The organism is Limimaricola cinnabarinus LL-001 (assembly GCF_000466965.1).
Taxonomy (GTDB): domain Bacteria; phylum Pseudomonadota; class Alphaproteobacteria; order Rhodobacterales; family Rhodobacteraceae; genus Limimaricola; species Limimaricola cinnabarinus.
In genome coordinates, this window is record NZ_BATB01000040.1 from 1 (window position 1) to 21,692 (window position 21,692).

Genomic DNA, 21,692 nt, shown 5'->3' on the forward strand with positions numbered 1-21,692 from the left:
GGCCGAGGCGCACCCAAGCCCAAGCCGGACCCGTCGAAAGAAGGCCGAGCCCAAGGCCGACGGAGGTCGCCGAGACCGCCCCGGTCCCGGCCGCGGCCGAGCCCGCCGCCGCCGGTGCGGCCGAGGCCGAGGCGGGCGACAGGCCCGAAGCGGCTCCGGCCCCCGAGGTGATGCCCGAGGTCGCGCAGCAGGTTGCCGATACGGTCGCGCAGACCCGCAAGGCGCCCGAGGCCGAAGAGGCTCCCCGCGAGACCGTGGATGCCGGTGTCGACGCGGACGAGGAAGAGACCAAGCCGCGCCGCCGTGCTGGTGGTCGATCGGCCGCTGATCCGTAGCTTCGCGGAATGCGAAGGAAGGCCGGGCAGGGAAACCTGCCCGGCCTTTACCTTTCAAAGGGACGGTATGACAACGGAACGAAAGCGTCCGTTTCGTTCCGTCAGCCGCGGCGTATGCGGTGAATCTGCGTCGCGCCGTCCTCGATCAGGTCGAGATGGACATGCCCCGCTTCGGCGCAGAAATGCGGCAGATCGATCCGGGCCACGGGATCGTCGGACAGGATCTCCAGCACCTCGCCCGGTGTCATCGCCGCCAGCAACTTGCGCGCCTTGAGGACCGGCAGCGGGCAGATCAGCCCGCGCGCGTCATAGCGCTGCGAAGAAGAAGCCGAAGCCGAAGCCGACATTGGGGGAAACCTTTGGTCTGGAACAGGAGCGGAGTTGAACGGTTGACCCGCCGAAGACGGAAACGCAAGACGAAGGAGATCTCATGACCCGCATGATGAACACCACAGCCCTGACTCTCGGACTGACCCTCACCGCTGGCGGCGCGCTCGCCGAGGCGCATATGGAGATGGGCATGGGCAGCGGCCGTCTGACGGCCGACAACATGATGAACACGATTCGCGCGGAAAACCTGATCGGCTCGAACATCTACACGCTTCAGGCCGAGTATGACGAGACGCTGTGGACCGACACGCCCTATTACGAGGAAGTCGACGCCGAATGGGAAGACATCGGTGAAGTCGAGGACATCGTGATCTCGGCCGATGGTCAGATGATCGGTCTGGTGATCGAGACGGGCGGCTGGCTCGATATCGGTGACGAGGATGTCATCCTCGATTTCAGCGAAGTTCGCTTTGCCGGAGACTATGCCGGCGGTGATTTCTCGCTCGTGACCCGCATGAGCCAGGAACAGCTCGAAGCGCTGCCGCAGGCCGACGAAGGCTATTACAACTGGCGCGACTGATCGCTCTGCCAGTTGAAAGCAAAAGGGCCGTGGCATCCGCCACGGCCCTTTCTCGTCGTGAGGGGTCCGATCAGCCGCGCAGGATCGAACGGCCTGCATAGATCGCGGTCTCGCCCAGCATTTCCTCGATGCGGATCAGCTGGTTGTACTTGGCGAGCCGGTCGGAGCGCGCGAGGCTGCCGGTCTTGATCTGACCACAGTTGGTGGCGACGGCGAGGTCGGCGATGGTCGCGTCCTCGGTCTCGCCCGAACGGTGCGACATCACACAGGTGAAACGGGCGCGCTGCGCCATCTCCACGGCCTGCATCGTCTCGGTCAATGTGCCGATCTGGTTGACCTTCACCAAGAGCGAATTGGCCGAGCCTTTTTCGATGCCGTCCTTGAGACGGGTGGGGTTGGTCACGAACAGGTCGTCGCCGACGAGCTGCACACGGTCGCCCAGCGCATCGGTCAGCGCCTTCCAGCCATCCCAGTCGTCTTCGGACATGCCGTCTTCGATTGAGATGATTGGGTAGTCGTTCACCAGCGCTTCGAGATAGGCGACGTTTTCCTGAGAGGTCAGCGACTTGCCTTCGCCCTTCAGCTCGTACTTGCCGTTCTTGTAATACTCGGTCGCGGCGCAATCGAGCGCGAGATAGATGTCCTCGCCAGGCTTGTAGCCGGCCTTCTCGATGGATTTCAGGATGAAGTCGAGCGCCTCGCGGGTCGAGCCCAGTTCGGGGGCGAAGCCGCCCTCGTCGCCGAGACCGGTGGACATGCCAGCGGCTGACAGTTCCTTCTTGAGGGTGTGGAACACCTCCGAGCCCATGCGGACGGCTTCACGGATGCTGGTCGCGGAGACCGGCATGATCATGAATTCCTGGATGTCGATCGGATTGTCGGCATGTTCGCCGCCATTGATGATGTTCATCATCGGCACCGGCAGGACGCGAGCCGACATGCCGCCGACATAGCGAAACAGCGGCTGGGTCGTGTATTCGGCCGCGGCCTTGGCGACGGCCATGGACACGCCGAGGATCGCGTTGGCGCCGAGACGCCCCTTGTTGTCGGTGCCGTCGAGCTCGATCATGGTCTGGTCGATCTCGACCTGCTCGGTCGCGTCCATGCCAAGGATGGCTTCGGCGATTTCGCCGTTCACCGCCGCGACCGCTTCGAGCACGCCCTTGCCCATGTAGCGGGACTTGTCGCCGTCACGCTTTTCGACCGCCTCGTAGGCGCCGGTCGAGGCGCCCGAGGGCACGGCGGCGCGGCCCATCGTGCCGTCTTCGAGGATCACGTCCACTTCGACCGTCGGGTTGCCCCGGCTGTCGAGGATTTCGCGGGCGTGAATGTCGATGATCGTGCTCATGGAGATCTCCTGTGGGAAGGTTTGGAGGTTCTATAACGCGGGCGTGACCCGGCGTGAAGCGCGCCTGAGCCGGGCTTCGCGAAGAAGCGTGTAGATGCCCGATCCGACGATGATCGCGGCACCGATATAGGTGAGCAGATCGGGCCGCTCGCCGAAGGCGAAGTAGGCCACGAACAGTGCAAAGACGAGGCGGGTATAGCGGTAGGGCGCGATCACCGAGATCTCGCCCATTCGCGTGGCCGCCGTCAGCGCCCAGTAGCCCGCGACACCGACACCGATGGCGGCCAGAAGCCGCAATGAATTGACGGTCGATGGCCAGACCAGCGCCTCGCCCGCCACGACCACCATCAGGTAGCCGACGGGCACGAGGATCAGAAAGGCGTAGGTCGACAGCTTCAGCGACGAGATGGAGCGCGGCACGCGGCGCGAGGCGAGGTCGCGCGCGGCAAGGCCGATCGTGCCGAGCACCGCGAAGAGCGACAGCGGCGTGAAACCCTCGGCGCCCGGCCGGATCACCAGCAGCACGCCGAACAGACCGACGCAAATCGCGCTCCAGCGGCGCCAGCCCACCGGCTCCGCAAAGAACACGGCCGCCCCGAGTGTCACCAGAAGCGGGTTGGCCTGCAAGATCGCCGAGGCCGTGGCCAACGGCGACAGCGCCACGGCGGTGATGAAGCCCGCGGTGCCGATCACCTCGCCCAGGTTGCGCGCGATCACCGCCCTGTGGTGGAAATCCGGCGACAGGAGCCGCTCGCCGCGTGCCATCGACATCACGGCAAAGACGATGCCGCCGCCGAGGCCCAGAAGCATCAGGATTTGCCCCACCGGCAACGCGCCTGCCATCATCTTGATGAACATGTCCTCGAGCGCGAAGCCGAGCATGCCCGCCACCATCAAGGCGCTGCCGCGCAGGTTCTCCATTTCTCAGCTTTCTTTCTTGGCGGGGGCGGTCGGGACGCCGTAGAGTTCCAGCCGGTGCCCGATGAGCCGGTAGCCCAGCCGCTCGGCAATGCGTTCCTGAAGCGCCTCGATCTCGTCGTCGACGAATTCGATCACCTCGCCCGAATGCATGTCGATGAGGTGGTCGTGGTGCTCGCGGTCGGTGGTTTCGTAGCGTGCGCGCCCGTCGCCGAACTCGTGTTTTTCGAGGATGCCAGCCTCTTCGAAAAGCTTCACCGTGCGGTAAACCGTGGCAAGCGAGATGCGTGCGTCTTCGGCGGCGGCGCGGGCGTGCAGTTCCTCGACATCGGGATGGTCGTCCGCCGCCTCCAGAACCTGCGCGATCACCCGGCGCTGTTCGGTCAGGCGCAGGCCGTTCTGCTCGCAGCGCGACAGGATGGTTTCGGGCATGGGGCAGGGTCCGTGGAGATGTCTCGCCGCCCGTCTAGCCGGTTCGAGGCGAGGACGCCACCCTGCGGGCACACGGTGGCTCGCGCGGCGTCACCATGCGGTGAGGCGGGGTGTCGCGCGCGAGACCGGCCGGGCAGGCTGACGCAGGGGAGGACACGACATGCGCATCATCACGATCATCGTCGCGCTGGCGATCGCGGGGGCCGCGCAGGCCCAGCCCGCGCGCTGGCAGGGCCAATGGCCGAACACCGATTTCGCCACCACCGACATCACCGACTGGTCCGAGATCATGTCGGGCGGACCGCCGAAAGACGGCATCCCCGCGATCGATGATCCGCGCATGGTCCCGGCCGCATCCGAGACGCGGCTCGGGCCGGCGGAACCGGTGATGGTCTGGCCCGCCCCGGAGGGGCCCGCGCGGGCCTACCCGATCCGCTACCTGCTCTGGCACGAGATCGTCAACGACGCGGCGGGGGGCGTGCCGGTGGCCGTCACCTATTGTCCGCTATGCAACTCGGGCATGGTGTTCGACCGCCGGGTCGAGGGGCAGGAGCTGTCCTTCGGCGTCTCGGGGATGCTGCGCGCCTCGGACATGGTGATGTATGACCGCCAGACCGAAAGCTGGTGGCAGCAAGCCATCGGCACCGGCATCGTCGGCGAGATGACGGGCCGCGAGCTTGAGTTGCTGCCCGCTTGGATGGACAGCTGGGAAAGGTATCTCGCGGCCTATCCGGAGGGGCTGGTGATGGACGAGCCGGACTGGAGCCGCGACTACGGGCGCAACCCCTATGTCAGCTATGACAGCTCGGCGCGGCCCTTCCTCTATTCGGGCGAAATGCCGCCGCACGACATCGCGCCCCTGATGCGGGTGGTGCGCGTGGGCGACCGGGCCTGGACTTTTTCGCGGCTACGCGAGGCGGGATCGGTGAGCGAGGCCGGCGTGACGATCACGTGGGAGGCCGGGCAGGCCAGCGCGCTCGACGCAAGCGCAGTCGCGCAGGGGCGCGACGTGGGCAATGTGCGCGTGCGTGACGCGCAGGGCCGCGACATGCCGCATGACGTGCTTTTCGCCTTTGCTTTCCACGTGTTCTGGCCAGAGGGCGAATGGATGCTAGGCGGCTAGACCCGGCCCTCGCGCGCATCGAGCCCGCGCTGCCAGAACACCCATGCCATCACCGCAAGGATGGCGCAGGCGATGAGGCCCAGAACCCGCTCGGCCAGACCGTCGATCGAAGTTGGCGCCATGAGAAACAGCGGCGCGGACACGCCCCAGGCGATGGCGAGGCCGATCAGCGCCGACCGTACCTTGGGGTGATCGCGCCCGAATCCCGCCGCCATGCTGAGCGGGGCCGCGAGGAACAGCACGCCGATGCCGTAGACGAGGTAGATGTGGATCACCACGCCTTCGTCGTCGCCATCGCCGTATTCGTTGCGCGCGCCGACGACGACGACCAGCGCCGCGAGAATGGCGAGGGACACCACGCCAGCCGACCAGCCGATGCCGCCCAGATGCGCATGCGACGCCGCCAGCGCCATGGCGAAGAGACCCGCCGCAAAGCCGTAGAGGGCGACGTCCATGATGATCTCCCACTCGCCGGCGCCCAGATCGCTGATCGTGTCGGCGACCCAATCATGACCCGGCACGACGATCTGTGCGGCGATGGTGCCGCCGATCATCGACATGCAGCCGAAAAAACCCAGTCCCGCCATCAGCAAAAGCAGGTAGGGGCGTTCTGCGTCGACCGGTTGTCCGACGGCGTCCTTCATGGCGTCTCTCCCGTGTTGGCGGGCCAACGGGAGGGGGCGGCGCTGGTTCCGCCAAGAGGCGTGCCACGCCGCGTCACATGAAAAGGGGCGACGCGCGCCGCCCCTTCGGGATCTCAGCCCAGACGCACCAGGGCGTGGCGTTTCTTGCCCGCCGAAAGCTTGATCGGCGCGGTGAGGGCCGCGCGATCAATGATCAGCCCCGCATCGGTCAGCGGCGCGTCATCTAGACGCGCGCCATTGTCCGAAATCAATCGCTTGGCCTCCTTGCCCGACCCGGCAAGCCCTGCCCGCACGATCAGCTGCACGATCGAGATGCCGTCCGCCACCTCGGCCTCGGAGAGCGTCAGCGTGGGCAGGTCGTCACCCACGCCGCCCTTCTCGAACACCTCGCGCGCCGTGGCCTTGGCCGCCTCGGCCGCGTCACGCCCATGCAAAAGCGCCGTGACCTCGTCGGCCAGCACGATCTTGCCCTCGTTGATCTCCGAGCCTGCTAGCGCGCCGAGGCGCTCACACTCATCGACCGGCAGTTCAGTATAGAGCTTGAGGAAGCGGCCCGCATCGGCGTCGGTGGTGTTGCGCCAGAATTGCCAGAACTCGTAAGGCTCAGCATCTCTTCGTTGAGCCAGACCGCGCCGCCCGCCGATTTGCCCATCTTGCGGCCGTCCGAGGTCGTCAGCAGTGGCGAGGTCAGGCCGTAAATCTCGTGGTCGAGCACGCGGCGCGTGAGATCGATACCGTTGACGATGTTGCCCCACTGGTCCGAGCCGCCCATCTGCAGCACACAGCCATAGCGACGGTTCAGTTCGAGAAAGTCGTAGGCCTGCAGGATCATGTAGTTGAATTCAAGGAACGACAGCGACTGTTCGCGGTCGATCCTCGATTTCACGCTCTCGAAGGACAGCATCCGGTTGACCGAGAAATGCCGCCCGATGTCGCGCAGGAACTCAAGATAGTTCAGATTGTCGAGCCACTCGGCATTGTCGAGCATCAGCGCGTCGGTCGGTGCGTCACCATAAGACAGGTAGCGCGCGAAGACCTGTTTCATGCCGGCGATGTTCGAGGCGATCTGGTCGGGGCCCAGCAGGGGCCGTTCGTCCGAGCGGAAGCTCGGATCGCCCACCTTGGTGGTGCCGCCGCCCATCAGGGTGATCGGCTTGTGGCCGGTCTTTTGCAGCCAGCGCAGCATCATCACGTTGAGCAGGTGTCCAACATGCAGCGACGCCGCTGTAGCGTCATAGCCAATATAGGCGGGCACGACCCCCTTCGACAGCGCCTCGTCCAAGCCCTGATAATCGGTGCAGTCGGCAAGATAGCCGCGCTCGATCATCACGGACATGAAGTCGCTCTTGGGGTGGTAGGTCATGTCTTGTGCCCCTCTCTTGGTCGCGCCACTCTATAGGCATCAAGCGGGACGAGGGAAAGCGCGATGCGGCGGATCGGGACGGGCGACAAGATCAGGGCCTTGGGCGCGATGTCGGGCACCTCGCTCGACGGGGTCGACGCCGCCATCATCGAGACCGATGGCGAGACCGTGTTCGGCTTTGGGGAAAGCGCCTACAGGCCCTATTCGGAGACCGAGCGCGAGGTGCTGCGCGCCGCTCTCGGGCGCTGGGACGGCGCGGAGGTCGAGGCCGCCGCTGAGGTGGTCGAAACCACCCATGCCGAGATCCTGTCGCGCTTCGACGACATCGACCTGATCGGATTTCACGGTCAGACCTTCGCGCATGACCCGCGCGGGCGCGGCACGCATCAGGCGGGCTCCGGCGCGATCCTCGCCGAGGCGCTGGGCCTGCCCGTGGTCTGGGACTTCCGCAGCGCCGATGTGCGCTTCGGAGGCGAGGGCGCGCCGCTCGCGCCGTTCTATCATTTCGCTCTGGCCCGGTTCATCGAGGCCCGCGCGCCGCTGGCCTTCCTCAATCTCGGCGGCGTCGGCAACCTGACCTTCGCCGATCCGGGCTTTGCCCGCCCCGAGACCGAAGGCGCGTTGCTGGCATTCGACACCGGTCCCGCCAACGCGCCGGTCAACGACTTGCTGCAGACCCGGCTGGGGCGAGCGCTCGACGAGGATGGCGCACTTGCGGCGCGGGGCGAGGTGAACGACGCCGTGGTGGCGCGCTTCCTGCAGCATCCGCATTTCTTTCGGATGGCCCCAAAATCGCTCGACCGTGACGCCTTTGCCGCGCTGGCGGGCGAGGTGGCGACGCTTTCGGACGCGGATGCGGCGGCGACGTTGACGGCCTGTGCCGCGGCCAGCGTAATGCGCGGAATGGAGTTGTGCCCCGCACCGCCGGAGCGGTTGCTGGTCACCGGGGGGGGGCGACGCAACCCGGTGATGATGGCGATGATCGCAGCGGGCTGCGACTGTCCGGTCCTGCCGGTCGAGGAGGCGGGTCTCGACGGTGACATGCTTGAGGCGCAGGCCTTCGCCTATCTCGCGGTGCGGGTGGCGCGGGGCCTGCCCACCTCGGCGCCCGGTACGACGGGCGTGCGCGCCGCCGTGGGAGGCGGAACACTCAGCCGCCCGGGCGAGCTTGCCGTGGCGCTGGGCTGAAACGAGAAACGCCGCCCCGAGAGGGGGCGGCGTTCGATCTGCACAGGGCCTGATCTTAGAACGGGATCTCGTCGTCGATGTCGCGGCTGCCGCCTCCCTGACCGCCGCCCTGATTGCTGTCACCATAGCCGCCGCGGTCATCGTAACCGCCCGAGCCACCGCCATAACCACCCCGGTCGTCGCCGCCATAGCCACCGCCCGAACCGCCGCCGTCACCGCGACCGCCAAGCAGCGTCAGGTTGCCGGTGAAGGGGCGCAGCACGACCTCGGTGGAGTAACGGTCATTGCCTTGCTGGTCCTGCCACTTGCGGGTTTCCAGCTGGCCCTCGAGATAGACGGTTGAACCCTTTTTGAGGTATTGCTCGGCGATCCGGCCCAGCGGCTCGTTGAAGATCGCGACCGAGTGCCACTCGGTACGCTCGCGGCGCTCGCCGGTGTTCTTGTCCTTCCAGTTTTCGGAGGTGGCGACGCGCAGGTTCACCACCTTGCCGCCGTTCTGGAAGGTACGGACCTCGGGATCGCGGCCCAGATTGCCGATGATGATAACCTTGTTGACGGAACCAGCCATGAGGTCCTCCTGCCTTGTCGAATCTTGCGTTTCTCTCGCGCCGACCCTAAGCCGCGCGACCGCCCGATGACAGCCCAATTGCCCATTCGCGCTTTCCTTTCCACCATGATCGCGGGTAGCGTCGGCGCAGCGAACGCAGCAGCGCCGGGGACAACTGGCGCAACGGGGGGACGCGATGAAACATCTCTTCAGGGGCGCCATGCTGGCGGCGCTTTGCCTTGCCTGCGCGGCGCCCGCTCTAGCCGACCGGGTGTCGAGCCGCTCCGCGCCGGGCCTCTTCGCCTCGCAGCTCGGCGTGCTCGACGGGCGGGCCGCATCGCAATACGCAGGTTCGGGCCGGTTGCAGCCACCCCGCGCCGAGGTGCCGCAGGATCTGGTGGTGGCGGCCTCGCCGGTCTCTCCGGCTTTCAGGGGGCGCTACAAGGGTCCCTATCTGACGCTGGCGCGTGACGCCGCGCGCAAGCACCGGATCCCCGAAGATCTGTTCTTGCGCCTCGTGCAGCAGGAAAGTGGTTGGAACGCGGGGGCCGTCAGCCGGGTCGGTGCGCTTGGGCTGGCGCAGCTGATGCCTGACACGGCCCGGCAGCTGCGCGTCGATCCCACCGATCCGCGCCAGAATCTTGAAGGCGGGGCGCGGTATCTGCGGATGCAGTATGACGCCTTCGGCGACTGGCGGCTGGCGCTTGCCGCCTACAATGCGGGTCCCGGCGCGGTTGCCAAATATCGTGGCATTCCGCCCTTCGCCGAGACCCGGCATTACGTGAAGGCTATTCTCGGGGGTTGACGGCTCTCAGGATGCCAGCCGGCGCGCCATGGTTTCCACGTCGTCGGTCTTGAGCTTGGGGATCAGCCGGTAGGCCGCGTTGACGAAGCAGAACAGCGAAAATCCCAAGAGACCCACCGCCAGCGCTGTCACCAGCACCGTGCCATAAGGCTGGCTGCGCAACCAGTCGAAGGCCTCGGCCAGACCGCCCGCTTCGCTGGGGTTGAGGGTCCATGCCGCATAGATGAGCAGGAAGCCGACGATGGTGACGACCGCGCCATTGGCGACGAGCCCCGCAGTGAGCGCCGGTTGCAGCTTCAGCGTCACGGGACGGGCGCGCAGATTGGCCATGTATTTGTGCGACAATCCCTTCCAGATGTAATAGACGCCCGCGCCGAAACCGATGGCCCCGGCAAGGCCGACGATCCACTGGCCGAACGGCATCTGCATGATCTTGGCGGTCCATTTGTCTAGGCTGGAGCCGCCGCCGCCTCCAGAGCCGGAGGGCATCAGGATCGCCGCCGCCGTGAAGGCGAGACCGAGATGGATGATGCCGGTCACGACCTGACCGAGCCGGGCCACGATGCCCTTGGCGTCGCTGCCATGCGCTTCGAGATCCCAGAACGCCGCAACAAGGCGCCAGACGCCATAGGCCGCGAGGCCGATGGCGATCAGCGCCAGAAGCGCGATGCCCCACCAGGCCCGCTCCAGCGAGGCCATCGCCTCGCCGGTGCCGCCCGGCGTGGAGCCGCGCCAGATCGCGAGGAGCGACAGGATCGCCACCACAAGATAGATGAGGCCGCGGCCCGCATAGCCCGCGCGCATCACCGGGACCGCCCATTGGAGATTTTGCTGTGTCATGACCCCACAAGGCGACCCGGGCCTTGCGGGTTCCACCCGCTCGACGCTGTTTCGCGGGACCGTGTCGTCGGGCAGGGATCGTGTCAGCGGGTCGGCGACGCCGGATCGATCTCGCGCCAGCCGCTCATGCGGCTGCGAAACCAGCTACGCTGCCGCTTGGCGTATTGGCGCGAGGCGAGGATCGCGTGCGCGCGCGCTGTGGCAAGATCGGTCTCGCCACGCAGATGCGCCACCAGTTCCGGCGCGCCGATGGCCCGCGCCCAAGGAGCGCGGGGGGTCCAATGCGGCAGGTTGGCGCGCACCTCCTCGACCGCGCCGTCTTCGAGCATGTGGTCAAAGCGCCGTGCGATTCGTGCGTCGAGCCATCCCGGATCGGGCCGCAGCACCAACGGCTGCGCGGCGTCGAGCGGCAGCAGCGGCGCGGGCGTCGCGGCCTGCCATTCGGCGATGCCCCGCCCGGTGGCGCGCAGCACCTCCCACGCCCTTTGCACTCGCGCGCGGTTGTTAAGGTCGAGCCGCGCGGCGCTGGGCGCGTCGAGCCCGGCGATCAGATCGGGCAGGGCGATCGCGTCGGCCTCGGCGCGGATCGAAGGGGGCGTGGCCGGGATTTTGGCAAGGCCCTCGGTCAGGGCGGAGAAATACAGCCCCGTGCCGCCGACGATGATCGGCCGCGCGCCGTCCAGATATGTCGTCACCGCACGCAGCCAATGGCCCACGGACCATGCCGCATCACGCGGCACCTGCCCATAGAGCGCATGCGGCGCGCGGGCCTCTTCCTCGGCCGGGGGGCGGGCAGTGAGCACGCGCCAGTCGGCATAGACCTGAAGCGCATCGGCGTTCACCACCACGCCGCCGCCCGCCTCGGCCACCGCGAGCGCCAGTGCCGACTTGCCAGAGGCGGTCGGCCCGGCGATCAGCACCGGGCGCGCGGGATCGAGCCCGCGCGCGATGTCCCTCCACGCGCTCATCCCCGGCCAAGGGTCGCCGAAGCTGCCCGTACGGCATTGAACCCGCCTGCGGTTTCGGTCATCTTGCGCGGCGACCCAGACCCCCCCGAACCACCGACGGAGCCCCCATGACCGATACCCAAAAGCCTGCCTTCCGCAGGGTGATGCTGAAGATCTCCGGGGAGGCGCTGATGGGGAACACGGCGTTCGGTCTGCATCCGCCGACCGTCGAACGCATCGCGCGCGAGGTCAAGTCGGTGCATGATCTCGGCGTCGAGATCTGCATGGTGATCGGTGGCGGCAACATCTTTCGCGGGCTGTCGGGCTCGGCGCAGGGCATGGAGCGCACCACCGCCGACTACATGGGCATGCTCGCCACGGTGATGAACGCGCTGGCGATGCAGTCGGCGCTCGAGGAGCTCGGTGTGTTCACCCGCGTGATCTCGGCCATCCCGATGGATCAGGTCTGCGAGCCCTACATCCGCCGCCGCGCGGTGCGCCACCTTGAGAAGCAGCGCGTCTGCATCTTTGCCGCCGGCACCGGCAACCCGTATTTCACCACCGACACCGCCGCGACCCTGCGCGCCAACGAAATGAGCTGCGAGGCGATCTTCAAGGGCACCAAGGTCGACGGGGTCTATGACAAGGACCCCAAGAAGTTCCCCGATGCCAAGCGCTACGAGACCGTGACCTATGACGAGGTGCTGGCCAAGCATCTGGGCGTGATGGATGCCTCGGCGATCGCGCTGGCGCGCGACAACAACCTGCCGATCATCGTGTTCTCTCTCGACGAGCCCGGCGGGTTGCGTGGCATCCTCGCGGGCGAGGGCACCTCGACGCGGGTGCATGGCTAAGTGAAACCCGACCCGATCTTGCCACGTGTCTGCCCACGACCCGACACGCGGCGAGGTTAGGGTCGGGCAAAGTGTTCTGGAATGCGGGGGCCGCCTCGGTTATCACCGGCGCCAACAGCCCGCTCCCAAAGACAAGAAGAGACCGATGGCAGACGATTTCGAACTCGACACCGACGACCTTCAGCGCCGCATGGACGGGGCGATCGCCTCCCTGCGCACCGAATTCGCCTCCCTGCGCACGGGTCGGGCATCGGCCTCGATGCTCGAGCGGTGATGGTCGACGCCTATGGCAGCCCGACGCCGATCAACCAGGTCGGCACCGTCAACGTGCCCGAGCCGCGAATGGTGACGATCAACGTCTGGGACAAGGCGCTCGTGGGCAAGGTCGAAAAGGCGATCCGCGAAAGCGGCCTCGGCATCAACCCGCAGCTCAACGGCACCATCATCATGCTGCCGATCCCCGAGCTGAACGAAGAGCGGCGGACCCAGCTGACCAAGGTGGCCGGTCAATATGCCGAGCACGCCCGCGTCGCGATCCGCAACCTGCGCCGCGACGGCATGGACCAGATCAAGAAGGCCAAGAATGACGGTCTCTCCGAAGACGACCAGAAGTTCTGGGAGCAGGAGGTCCAGGAGCTGACCGACCGCTACATCAAGCTGGTCGATCAGCAGCTCGAGACGAAACAGGCCGAGATCATGCAGGTCTGAGGGTTTCCTCAGAGAATGCCAGGGAGGCCGCCATGGCTGCCGATGCGCAAGACACGACACCCAAGGGTGGCCCGGATCACGTCGCCATCATCATGGATGGCAATGGCCGCTGGGCACAAGGCCGTGGCCGGCCACGGCTTTTCGGGCATCAGGCCGGGGCCCGCCGGTCCGCGACATAGTCGAGGCTTGTCCCGATCTGGGCGTCAAATATCTGACGATCTTCGCTTTCTCGACCGAGAATTGGAAACGCACCCAGACCGAGGTCTCCGGGCTGATGGCGCTGTTTCGCCGCTACATCGTGCGCGAGGCGCGCGCGCTCCTGACCAAAGGCGTGCGGGTGCGCTTCATCGGCGACCGGATCCGGCTCGACGAGAAGCTGGTTGCGATGATGGACGAACTGGAGCTTCTGACCAGCCACAATGACCTCGTGCATCTTACCGTGGCGCTGAACTATGGCGGGCGCGACGAGGTGACCCGCGCGGCCAAGAGGCTCGCCTACGAGATCGAGCAGGGTCGCCTCACCCACAAGGATGTCGATGCCGAGACGCTGTCGCGCTTTCTCGACACCCATGTCCTGCCGGACCCCGACTTGGTGATCCGCACCTCTGGCGAGGCGCGCATCTCGAACTTCCTGCTGTGGCAGTCGGCCTATGCGGAATACGAGTTCGTCGATACGCTCTGGCCCGATTTCACGCCTGCCGAATTCGCCAAGGTCTGCGCCAACTATGCCACTCGCGATCGCCGTTACGGCGCCGTCAGGGCCTGACGTGACGGAGCAACGGGACAGCAAGGGCGACAAACCCACCGAAGGTGTGGCGGTGACGGCCGCCGCGCTGGCCGACCCGGGACGCTGGAGCGATCTGGGCGTGCGCATGGTCTCTGGCGCGGCCATGGCGCTCCTTGGCGCGCTCGCGGTGATGATGGGCGGTCTGTGGTTCCAGATGCTGACGGTTTTCGTGACCGCCGTCATGGTCTGGGAGCTGTGGATGATGATAGAGCCCGGCAAGCCGACGCCGGGCATGCTTCTGGCCGCGCTGTGCGCCAGCGTGCTGTCGGGTCAGCTGTCACACGGCGACAACTGGGTGCTGCTGCTGTTTCTGGTGGCGCCGATCGCGGGGGCCCTGATGCTGCGCCGGGAGAGGGCGACCTTTCTCGCCTTCGCGTTGGGCATCGAGATCGCGGGCTGGGGCCTCGTCACCTTCCGCGCCGAATACGGATTTCAATGGCTATTGTGGCTGATCCTCGTGGTGATCTGCACCGACGTCTTCGGCTATGTTGCGGGGCGCGCGTTGGGTGGGCCCAAGTTCTGGCCCAAGGTCAGCCCCAAGAAGACATGGTCGGGCACTTCGGCGGGTTGGGTGTCGGCGGGTGTCGTCGGTCTGGCCTTCGTCATGCTGGCCGACAGCCCGTGGCACCTCGTCTGGATCTCCATGCTGCTGAGCTTTGCCAGCCAGATGGGTGATATCGCCGAGAGCGCGCTCAAGCGGCGCATGAAGGTCAAGGACAGCTCGACGTTGATCCCCGGCCATGGCGGTCTGTTCGATCGCTTCGACGCGATGCTCGGGGCCTCGCTTTTCATGCTGGCGGCCTCCGCGCTCGGGTTCATTCCCGGGGTGCATTTTTGAAACGCATCACCATTCTCGGCGCCACCGGCTCGATCGGCTGTCAGACCGTGGAGTTGATCGAGGCGGCGCCCGACCGCTTTGAGGCCGTGGCGCTGACCGGCGGGCGCAACGTGGCGCTGCTCGCCGATCAGGCGAAGCGGCTGCGCGCGCGTCTCGCCGTCACCTGCCATGACGATTGCCGCGCCGAACTGACCGAACGCCTTTCCGGGACCGGCATCGCCGTCGCCTCGGGCGACGCCGCCATCGCCGAGGCCGCGGCCATGCCCGCCGATCTGGTGATGTCGGCCATCGTCGGGGCGGCGGGACTGGTGCCGGGGCTCGCCGCGATCGGGCAGGGCGCGACGCTGGCGCTCGCCAACAAGGAAACCATGGTCGCCGCCGGGTCCTTGGTGCTCGACCGCGCACGCCGCCATGGCGCGACGCTGCTGCCGGTCGACAGCGAACATTCCGCCGTGTTCCAGGCGCTGGCGGGCGAGGATCGCGCCGCGGTCGAGCGGGTGATCCTCACCGCCTCGGGCGGCGCCTTCCGCGACTGGCCGCTGGACCGGCTGGCACAGGCCACGCCGGAAGAGGCCGCGACCCATCCCAACTGGGCCATGGGCCAGCGCATCACCATCGATAGCGCCTCGATGTTCAACAAGGCGCTCGAAGTCATCGAGGCCAAGGAGCTGTTCGCCCTCGCGCCCGAGCAGGTCGAGGTGGTGATCCATCCCGAGAGCCTGATCCACGCGCTGGTCGGCTTCAACGACGGCGCGTTGATGGCGCATATGGGTGCGCCCGACATGCGCCATGCGATCGGCTACGCGCTCAACTGGCCCGAGCGGCGCGAACTGCCGGTGGCGCGGCTCGACCTCGCCGCCGTGGGGTCGATGACGTTCCGCGCCCCCGACGATGCCCGCTACCCGGCGCTGCGCCTCGCACGGCGCGTGATGGAGGAGGGCGGGCTCGCGGGGGCGGCCTTCAACGCCGCCAAGGAAGCCGCGCTCGACGCCTTTCTCGACCGGCGCATCGGCTTCATGCAGATGGCGCAGGTGGTGGAGCGGGTGTTGGACATGATGTCGCGTGACGGGGCGCTGCGGGTTGACAGCCCCGGCCTCGACGCGGTCCTTGGAGCCGACGCGGAGGCCCGCGCGCGCGCCGCGGCCATCGCCCGGACCGACCTTTTCACCGCATAGGACGACCCCTTGGACCCGACCCAGATCCTGCCGCAGTTCGGCAATGTCGCCTTCACCCTCGCCGCCTTCGTGGTGGCCCTGTCGGTGATCGTGGCGATCCACGAATACGGCCATTACATCGTCGGCCGCTGGTCGGGCATCCATGCCGAGGTGTTCAGCCTCGGCTTCGGCCCGGTGCTGCTGTCGCGCCGTGACCGGCGCGGCACGGTCTGGCAACTCGCCGCGCTGCCCTTCGGCGGCTACGTGAAGTTCCTCGGCGATGCCAACGCGGCCTCGGTCGGGCAAGCGGCGGGGACCGATCCAGCGCGGCTGCGCCACACCATGCTCGGCGCGCCGCTCTGGGCGCGCGCGGCGACGGTGGCGGCGGGGCCGGTCTTCAACTTCGTCCTGTCGATCCTGATCTTCACCGGCGTGATCCTTACTCAAGGCCGCGCCGCAGATCCGCTGACGGTCGAGCGGATGCTGACACTGCCCGACAGCTACGTGAACGAGCTGCGCGCGGGCGACGAGATCCTCGCCATCGGCGGCGCGGAACTGCCTTCGGAGGGCGGGATGTCGCGGCTGGCCGAAGGCTACCCGGCCGAGCCGGTGCTCGATTACCGGGTGCGGCGCGACGGGCGCGAGTTGCTGGTGCGCGGCCCCTATCCGCAGCGCCACTGGTGGGCGGCGTGTCGCCGCGTTCGGCCGCCGATGCCGCCGGGCTGCGCGCGGGCGACGTGATCGTGTCGCTCGACGGGCGCGAGGTCTTCGCTTTCGCGGAGCTGATCGAGATCGTCACCGACTCCGACGGCCGCAGCCTTGATCTGACGATCTGGCGCGATGGCGCCACCCGTGATCTCACGCTCACCCCCCGCCGGGTCGATCTGCCGCGCGAGGAGGGCGGCTTCGAGACGCGCTGGCTGCTGGGCATTTCCTCGGGGCTGTTCTTCGAGGCTGCGACGGAAACGCCGGGGCTCGGTGCGGCCTTCGGCGATGCCGTGGGACAGGTCTGGCGCATCATCGGCTCGTCGCTCTCGGGGCTCGGCCACATGATCACCGGCGCGATCTCCTCGTGCAACCTGTCGGGGCCGGTGGGCATTGCCCAGACTTCGGGCGCGATGGCCGAGCAGGGGGCCACCAGCTTCATCTGGTTCGTCGCGGTGCTCTCGACGGCGGTTGGTCTGCTGAACCTGTTCCCGATCCCGGTGCTCGACGGCGGACATCTCGTATTCTTCGGCTACGAGGCGATCACCGGCCGCCAGCCCAGCGACAAGGCGCTGCGCGTGCTGATGGCGCTTGGTCTGTCTCTGATCCTGACGATGACGGTTTTCGCGGTTCTCAACGACCTGTTCCTCTGCCCCTGACGCGGCGCCGCATCGCGGCCCGCGCAATGTCGAATTACTGCCGGATTGTGCCGCGATGCTCCTACGAGGCGTGTTTGCCGGGAGAGGTCCAATGATGTTTCCGACGAAGTCCGATATCGGCCTGCGGTTCTTGCTGCTCATGCATCTGGACCGGATGCTTTTTCCCGCGGCGATCGCCTGCGCACTGGCGGTTTCGGTCCATTTCGCGGCACCGTAGCTTTTGACAAGGCCGTCATGTCCCGATACTTCCCTCCTATAAGAAACGACGCGTGGCAGGGATGGTGACGATGACGGCTCGAAGCAGAGGCGCCTTGGCGCGCAAGTTGACAGGTGCCGCCAGCGTGGCCGCGCTCATCGCCGCGATCAGCGCCGTGGCCCCCGCGCTCGCGCAGGATTTCAGCTTCGACGAGGTGGCGGTCGAGGGCAACCGCCGGATCGAGACCGGCACCATCCTCACCTATGCGGGCATCTCGCGCGGCGAAACGGTCAGCGCCGCCGCGCTCAACGACGCAAGCCAGCGGATCCGAGAGTCCGGCCTGTTCGAGTCGGTCGAGGTGCGCCCGGAAGGCGGGCGGCTGGTCATCGCGGTGACCGAGTTTCCGACAATCAACCGCATCAGCTTTGAAGGCAACGCCAAGGTCGATGACAGCGAGCTTGCGACGCTGGTCTCGGCAACCGAGCGGCGCGTCTACAACCCCGCCGAGGCACAGGCCGACGCCAATGCCATCGCGCGCGCCTATGCCGAGCGGGGCCGCATCAGCGCCACCGTCCGTCCCGCGCTGATCGAGCGTTCCGACAACCGCGTCGATCTGGTCTACCAGATCACCGAAGGCGGCGTGACCGAGATCGAGCGGATCTCCTTCGCCGGCAATCGCGACTTTTCCGATCGCCGCTTGCGTGGCGTTCTGGCGACCCGTCAGGCCGGGCTGCTGCGCCAGCTCATCAAGAGCGACACCTTCGTTGCCGACCGCATCGCCTTCGACCGGCAGATGCTCACTGATTTCTACCGCTCGCGCGGCTATGTCGATTTCGAGATCCTCGATGTCGACGCCGAGCTGACGCGTGCGCGTGACGCCTACCTCCTGACCTTCAACATCCGTGAGGGACAGCGCTTCTCGATCGGCAGCGTCAAGGTCGCGAGCGCCATTCCCGGCCTCGACGCCAGCCGGTTCAACGAGGCGATCCGCATCGATCAGGGCGACTTCTTCTCGCCCACCGATCTCGAGAACGACATCGCCCGCATGGAGCGCATCGCGATCCGCGACGGCGTCGATTTCCTGCGGGTCGAGCCGAAGATCGAACGCAACCCGCGCACCCTGTCGCTCGACCTGACCTATGTCCTGAGCCGGGGCGAGCGGATCTTCGTGGAGCGCATCGACATCGAGGGCAACTCCACCACGCTCGATCGCGTCGTGCGCCAGCAGTTCCGCACCGTCGAGGGCGACCCCTTCAACCCGCGCGCCATCCGCGAGAGCGCCGAGCGGGTGCGCGCCCTGGGCTACTTCGCCGACGCGCAGGTCAACGCCCGTCCCGGCAGCACGCCCGACTCCGTAGTGATCGACGTCGATGTCGAAGAGCAGCCCACGGGCTCGCTTTCCTTCGGCGCCAACTACTCGACCGATAACGGCTTCGGCCTTGTCGCGGGCTTCAAGGAGCGCAACTTCCTTGGTCGTGGCCAGCTTTTCAGCCTCGATCTTTCGACCAGCGAGAGCAACCGCGTCGTCTCCTTCGACTTCGCCGAGCCCGCGTTCCTCGGCCGCGACCTGCGCTTCGGCTTCGGCGTCGACTACCGCTCGACCGACAACGACTCGGCGCTTTACGACACGGACACCTTCCGCATCTCGCCCTCCTTCACCTTCCCGGTGAGCGAGAATGGGCGGCTGCAGACCTATTATGCCGCCGAATACACCGACATCACCGATGTCGACATGGACGATGCCAGCCCGATCATCATCGCCGAGCAGGCCGAGGCGGGTGTCTGGACCAATTCGCTGGGCTACGCCTACAGCTACGACACCCGCCGCTCGGGGCTCGACCCCAACACCGGCGTGGTGCTGCGCTTCGGTCAGGAGTTCGGCGTGGGCGACGAGGCCTTCGTCAAGACCACGGCGCTGGCCTCGGCCGAGACGCGGGTCTTCGGTGAGGACGTGCTTTTGCGGGCCACCATCGAGGGCGGCATGCTCAACCCCTCCGATGGAAGCACCCGGGTGACCGATCGTTTCTTCCTCGGCAGCCGGATCATGCGCGGCTTCGAACCCGGCGGCATCGGTCCGCGCGACGCGGAGACCGAAGACGCCTTGGGAGGCAACAAATACGCCGTGACCCGTCTCGAGGCCGAGTTCCCACTCGGCTTGCCCGAGGATTACGGTATCAGCGGCGGCGCCTTCGTCGATTACGGCTCGGTCTGGGAGGTGGGCGACCTGCGCGGCCGCGATCCCGACCTTGTCCTCTACGACGATTACACGCCGCGCGCGGTGGTCGGGGCCTCGGTCTTCTGGGACACGCCGCTTGGGCCGTTGCGCTTCAACTTCACCGAAGCGCTGCAATCCGAGGCGGAAGACGAGACCCGCAACTTCGACCTGACCATCTCCTCGCGGTTCTGATGCGTGCGCGTCCGGCAGGCAGGTGCTCTGCGCTCTGCTGGCTTGCCTCGCGGGGCCGGCCGCGGCGCAGCGTGCGGAGCCCGTCATCGTGCCGCCCGCCGTCGATCCGGCGGCGCAGGGCGGTGTCGTGGTGCTCGACACCGACCGGCTTTTCGCCGAAAGCCTGTTCGGCCAAGCCCTCGCCACCGACCTGCAGGCCGAAACCGAGGCGCTGATCGAGGAAAATCGCCGCATTGAGGCGGAACTGACCGCCGAAGAACAGAGCCTGACCCGGCGCCGCCCGGGCATGGAGCCCGCGGCCTTCCGCGAGGAGGCCGAGGCCTTCGATGCGCGGGTGCAGGAGATCCGCCGCGAGCGCGACGCCAAGGAGCGGGCGCTGCAACTCGAGGCGGCCGCTGGCCGCGAGCGGTTTCTCGCGGCGATCGGTCCGACGCTGGGACAGGTGATGATGGCGCGCGGCGCCGCGGTGATCCTCGATCGCCGGGCGGTGTTCCTCTCGACGGGGGCGGTCGACGTGACCGATGCGGCCATCGCGGCGGTCGATGCCGAGATCGGCAACGGGTCGGACCTGCCGGTCCCCGAGGCAGCCCAGTCCGACGCCGCTCCCACGGCCGTCCCGGCGCAGGACCGCTAGGACGCGGGCGGCCCGGCTTGCCGCCTCAGGCGTGGCTTGCTACTCAGATCGCGACACATGCCCCCGACGGGAAGGACCCAAAGCACATGACCGACACCCCCGAAACGGGCACGCCCACCACCGCCGACATCCAGCTGATCCAGCGCATCCTGCCGCATCGCTACCCGTTTCTGCTGGTCGACCGCGTGGTCGATATCGACGGCACCTCGACCGCGACGGGCATCAAGAATGTCACGATGAACGAGCCGCATTTCCAAGGCCATTTTCCCGGCAATCCGATCATGCCCGGCGTCACCATCATCGAGGCGATGGCGCAGACCGCCGCCGTCATGGTCGGCACCACCATGGGCCTCGTGGATGGCAACATGCTCATCTACTTTATGGGCATCGACAACACCAAGTTCCGCCGCAAGGTCGTCCCCGGCGATCAGCTTTTGATGAAGGTCGAGACCACGCGCGGCAAGCCGGGTGGCAAGGTCTGGAAGTTCAAGGGCGTGGCGACAGTCGATGGCGAAATGGCCGCCGAGGCCGAATTCACCGCGATGATGGACCTGCAGGGCTGATGAGCGATGTCCACCCTTCGGCCGTGATCGAGGACGGCGCGCGGATCGGCGACGGCTGCCGCGTCGGTCCGTTCTGCCATGTCGGGCCGCAGGTCGTTCTTACCGATGGCGTCGAGCTCAAGAGCCATGTCGTCGTCACCGGCGACACGTGGATCGGCGCGGACACGGTGGTGTTTCCCTTTTCGGTGATCGGCGAGATCCCGCAGGACCTGAAGTTCGGCGGCGAGCATACGCGCCTGCGGATCGGCGCGCGCAACCGTATCCGCGAGCATGTGACGATCAATACCGGCACCGCCGGTGGCGGAGCCGAGACGCGGATCGGCGACGATTGCCTGCTGATGGCGGGATGCCATGTGGCGCATGACGTGAGGGTGGGCGACCGGGTGATCCTCGTGAACCATGCCGCCATCGCCGGGCATTGCGACATTGGCGACGACGTGATCGTCGGCGGGCTTTGCGGCATCCACCAGTGGGTGCGCATCGGTCGCGGCGCAATCATCGGCGCGGTGACGATGGTGACCAACGACGTGATCCCCTTCGGCCTCGTCCAAGGCCCGCGGGGGCGGCTCGATGGGCTGAACCTCGTCGGTCTCAAGCGGCGCGGCACCTCGCGCGAGGAGATCACCGCGCTGCGCGGGGCCTTTCGCGCGCTGAAAGAGGGCGGGGGCACCTTCCACGAGCGCGCCGCCGGGCTTGGCGCCATCGAAAGCGACCTCGTGCGTGAATTGTCGGAGTTCGTCTCGGCTCAGAGCGACCGGCAGTTCCTGACGCCGCAGGGTTGAATCGG

At 67.1% G+C, this 21,692-nt stretch carries 20 protein-coding genes and 5 pseudogenes; 16 read left to right on the forward strand and 9 right to left on the reverse strand.

The window, feature by feature from the left end:
• Window positions 1–335: pseudogene (locus MBELCI_RS21065) on the forward strand (hypothetical protein); the annotation flags it as partial.
• Between the two features lie 101 nt (window positions 336–436).
• Here MBELCI_RS21065 and MBELCI_RS12700 read toward each other — a convergent pair.
• The gene (locus MBELCI_RS12700) at window positions 437–682 is read right to left on the reverse strand and encodes a sulfurtransferase TusA family protein (protein WP_021694634.1); all 246 of its coding nucleotides are present in this window, start codon (window positions 680–682) and stop codon (window positions 437–439) included.
• Between the two features lie 83 nt (window positions 683–765).
• Here MBELCI_RS12700 and MBELCI_RS12705 point away from each other — a divergent pair, with 83 nt between their 5' ends.
• On the forward strand, window positions 766–1,245 hold the full coding sequence (locus tag MBELCI_RS12705; protein ID WP_021694635.1) for a PRC-barrel domain-containing protein: 480 nt from the start codon (window positions 766–768) through the stop codon (window positions 1,243–1,245).
• 70 nt (window positions 1,246–1,315) lie between these two features.
• Here MBELCI_RS12705 and eno read toward each other — a convergent pair whose 3' ends face one another.
• The 3 genes from eno to MBELCI_RS12720 are packed head-to-tail and all read right to left on the reverse strand — an operon-like array spanning window position 1,316 to window position 3,943.
• Entirely contained in the window at window positions 1,316–2,593 is a 1,278-nt protein-coding gene (gene eno / locus MBELCI_RS12710) for a phosphopyruvate hydratase (RefSeq protein WP_021694636.1), read from the reverse strand.
• A 30-nt stretch (window positions 2,594–2,623) separates the two neighbouring features.
• Window positions 2,624–3,514: a DMT family transporter gene (locus MBELCI_RS12715; protein WP_021694637.1), complete on the reverse strand. Its 891-nt coding sequence runs from the start codon at window positions 3,512–3,514 to the stop codon at window positions 2,624–2,626.
• A gap of 3 nt (window positions 3,515–3,517) precedes the next feature.
• On the reverse strand, window positions 3,518–3,943 hold the full coding sequence (locus tag MBELCI_RS12720) for a Fur family transcriptional regulator (protein WP_021694638.1): 426 nt from the start codon (window positions 3,941–3,943) through the stop codon (window positions 3,518–3,520).
• A 160-nt stretch (window positions 3,944–4,103) separates the two neighbouring features.
• Between MBELCI_RS12720 and MBELCI_RS12725 the strand changes: the two genes are divergently transcribed.
• On the forward strand, window positions 4,104–5,066 hold the full coding sequence (locus MBELCI_RS12725; protein WP_021694639.1) for a DUF3179 domain-containing protein: 963 nt from the start codon (window positions 4,104–4,106) through the stop codon (window positions 5,064–5,066).
• On the opposite strand, the gene MBELCI_RS12730 is transcribed toward MBELCI_RS12725, so the two are convergent.
• Together MBELCI_RS12730 and tyrS are read right to left on the reverse strand one after the other, a co-directional pair.
• Window positions 5,063–5,710, reverse strand: a complete 648-nt coding sequence (locus MBELCI_RS12730; RefSeq protein WP_021694640.1) for a DUF998 domain-containing protein — start codon at window positions 5,708–5,710, stop codon at window positions 5,063–5,065. The two genes, MBELCI_RS12725 and MBELCI_RS12730, sit on opposite strands and share 4 nt — an antisense overlap.
• A 113-nt stretch (window positions 5,711–5,823) precedes the next feature.
• Window positions 5,824–7,073, reverse strand: a pseudogene (gene tyrS, locus MBELCI_RS12735) (tyrosine--tRNA ligase).
• Between the two features lie 63 nt (window positions 7,074–7,136).
• Between tyrS and MBELCI_RS12740 the strand changes: the two are divergent.
• The gene (locus MBELCI_RS12740; RefSeq protein ID WP_021694642.1) at window positions 7,137–8,261 is read left to right on the forward strand and encodes an anhydro-N-acetylmuramic acid kinase; all 1,125 of its coding nucleotides are present in this window, start codon (window positions 7,137–7,139) and stop codon (window positions 8,259–8,261) included.
• A gap of 55 nt (window positions 8,262–8,316) precedes the next feature.
• Here the strand turns inward: MBELCI_RS12740 and ssb are convergent, their stop codons facing one another.
• A complete protein-coding gene (ssb, locus tag MBELCI_RS12745; RefSeq protein WP_021694643.1) occupies window positions 8,317–8,829 on the reverse strand; it encodes a single-stranded DNA-binding protein in 513 nt (170 codons plus the stop codon).
• Window positions 8,830–9,004: 175 nt separating this feature from the next.
• Here ssb and MBELCI_RS12750 point away from each other — a divergent pair, with 175 nt between their 5' ends.
• On the forward strand, window positions 9,005–9,613 hold the full coding sequence (locus tag MBELCI_RS12750) for a lytic transglycosylase domain-containing protein (RefSeq protein ID WP_021694644.1): 609 nt from the start codon (window positions 9,005–9,007) through the stop codon (window positions 9,611–9,613).
• A 6-nt stretch (window positions 9,614–9,619) separates the two neighbouring features.
• Here MBELCI_RS12750 and MBELCI_RS12755 read toward each other — a convergent pair whose 3' ends face one another.
• On the reverse strand, window positions 9,620–10,453 hold the full coding sequence (locus MBELCI_RS12755) for a DUF1206 domain-containing protein (RefSeq protein WP_045320124.1): 834 nt from the start codon (window positions 10,451–10,453) through the stop codon (window positions 9,620–9,622).
• Window positions 10,454–10,536: 83 nt separating this feature from the next.
• Window positions 10,537–11,421, reverse strand: a complete 885-nt coding sequence (gene miaA, locus MBELCI_RS12760; protein ID WP_021694646.1) for a tRNA (adenosine(37)-N6)-dimethylallyltransferase MiaA — start codon at window positions 11,419–11,421, stop codon at window positions 10,537–10,539.
• 107 nt (window positions 11,422–11,528) lie between these two features.
• Between miaA and pyrH the strand changes: the two genes are divergently transcribed.
• The 11 genes and pseudogenes from pyrH (at window position 11,529) to lpxA (ending at window position 21,687) form a co-directional block, all read left to right on the forward strand.
• On the forward strand, window positions 11,529–12,254 hold the full coding sequence (pyrH, locus tag MBELCI_RS12765) for a UMP kinase (protein WP_021694647.1): 726 nt from the start codon (window positions 11,529–11,531) through the stop codon (window positions 12,252–12,254).
• 145 nt (window positions 12,255–12,399) lie between these two features.
• Window positions 12,400–12,962, forward strand: a pseudogene (gene frr, locus MBELCI_RS12770) (ribosome recycling factor).
• A 32-nt stretch (window positions 12,963–12,994) separates the two neighbouring features.
• Window positions 12,995–13,728 (forward strand): annotated as a pseudogene (gene uppS / locus MBELCI_RS12775) (polyprenyl diphosphate synthase).
• A gap of 106 nt (window positions 13,729–13,834) precedes the next feature.
• Window positions 13,835–14,587 carry a phosphatidate cytidylyltransferase gene (locus MBELCI_RS12780; RefSeq protein ID WP_045320130.1) on the forward strand — a complete coding sequence of 251 codons (753 nt, stop codon included), beginning with the start codon at window positions 13,835–13,837 and terminating at the stop codon, window positions 14,585–14,587.
• Window positions 14,584–15,762, forward strand: a complete 1,179-nt coding sequence (gene dxr / locus MBELCI_RS12785; protein ID WP_045320125.1) for a 1-deoxy-D-xylulose-5-phosphate reductoisomerase — start codon at window positions 14,584–14,586, stop codon at window positions 15,760–15,762. The genes MBELCI_RS12780 and dxr overlap by 4 nt, the downstream gene beginning before the upstream one ends.
• 9 nt (window positions 15,763–15,771) lie before the next feature.
• Window positions 15,772–17,105, forward strand: a pseudogene (gene rseP / locus MBELCI_RS12790) (RIP metalloprotease RseP).
• Between the two features lie 91 nt (window positions 17,106–17,196).
• A complete protein-coding gene (locus tag MBELCI_RS22345) occupies window positions 17,197–17,322 on the forward strand; it encodes a hypothetical protein (protein WP_021694653.1) in 126 nt (41 codons plus the stop codon).
• A gap of 94 nt (window positions 17,323–17,416) precedes the next feature.
• Complete coding sequence (gene bamA / locus MBELCI_RS12795) at window positions 17,417–19,708, forward strand: outer membrane protein assembly factor BamA (RefSeq protein ID WP_500778223.1); 2,292 nt, start codon at window positions 17,417–17,419, stop codon at window positions 19,706–19,708.
• A gap of 88 nt (window positions 19,709–19,796) precedes the next feature.
• Window positions 19,797–20,342, forward strand: coding sequence for an OmpH/Skp family outer membrane protein (locus MBELCI_RS12800; protein ID WP_021694655.1), 546 nt, complete (start codon window positions 19,797–19,799; stop codon window positions 20,340–20,342).
• 86 nt (window positions 20,343–20,428) lie between these two features.
• A complete protein-coding gene (gene fabZ, locus MBELCI_RS12805) occupies window positions 20,429–20,905 on the forward strand; it encodes a 3-hydroxyacyl-ACP dehydratase FabZ (protein ID WP_021694656.1) in 477 nt (158 codons plus the stop codon).
• Window positions 20,905–21,687 (forward strand): acyl-ACP--UDP-N-acetylglucosamine O-acyltransferase, encoded by a 783-nt coding sequence (gene lpxA, locus MBELCI_RS12810; protein ID WP_021694657.1) that lies wholly within the window; start codon window positions 20,905–20,907, stop codon window positions 21,685–21,687. The genes fabZ and lpxA overlap by 1 nt, the downstream gene beginning before the upstream one ends.
• Window positions 21,688–21,692 lie beyond the last annotated feature (5 nt).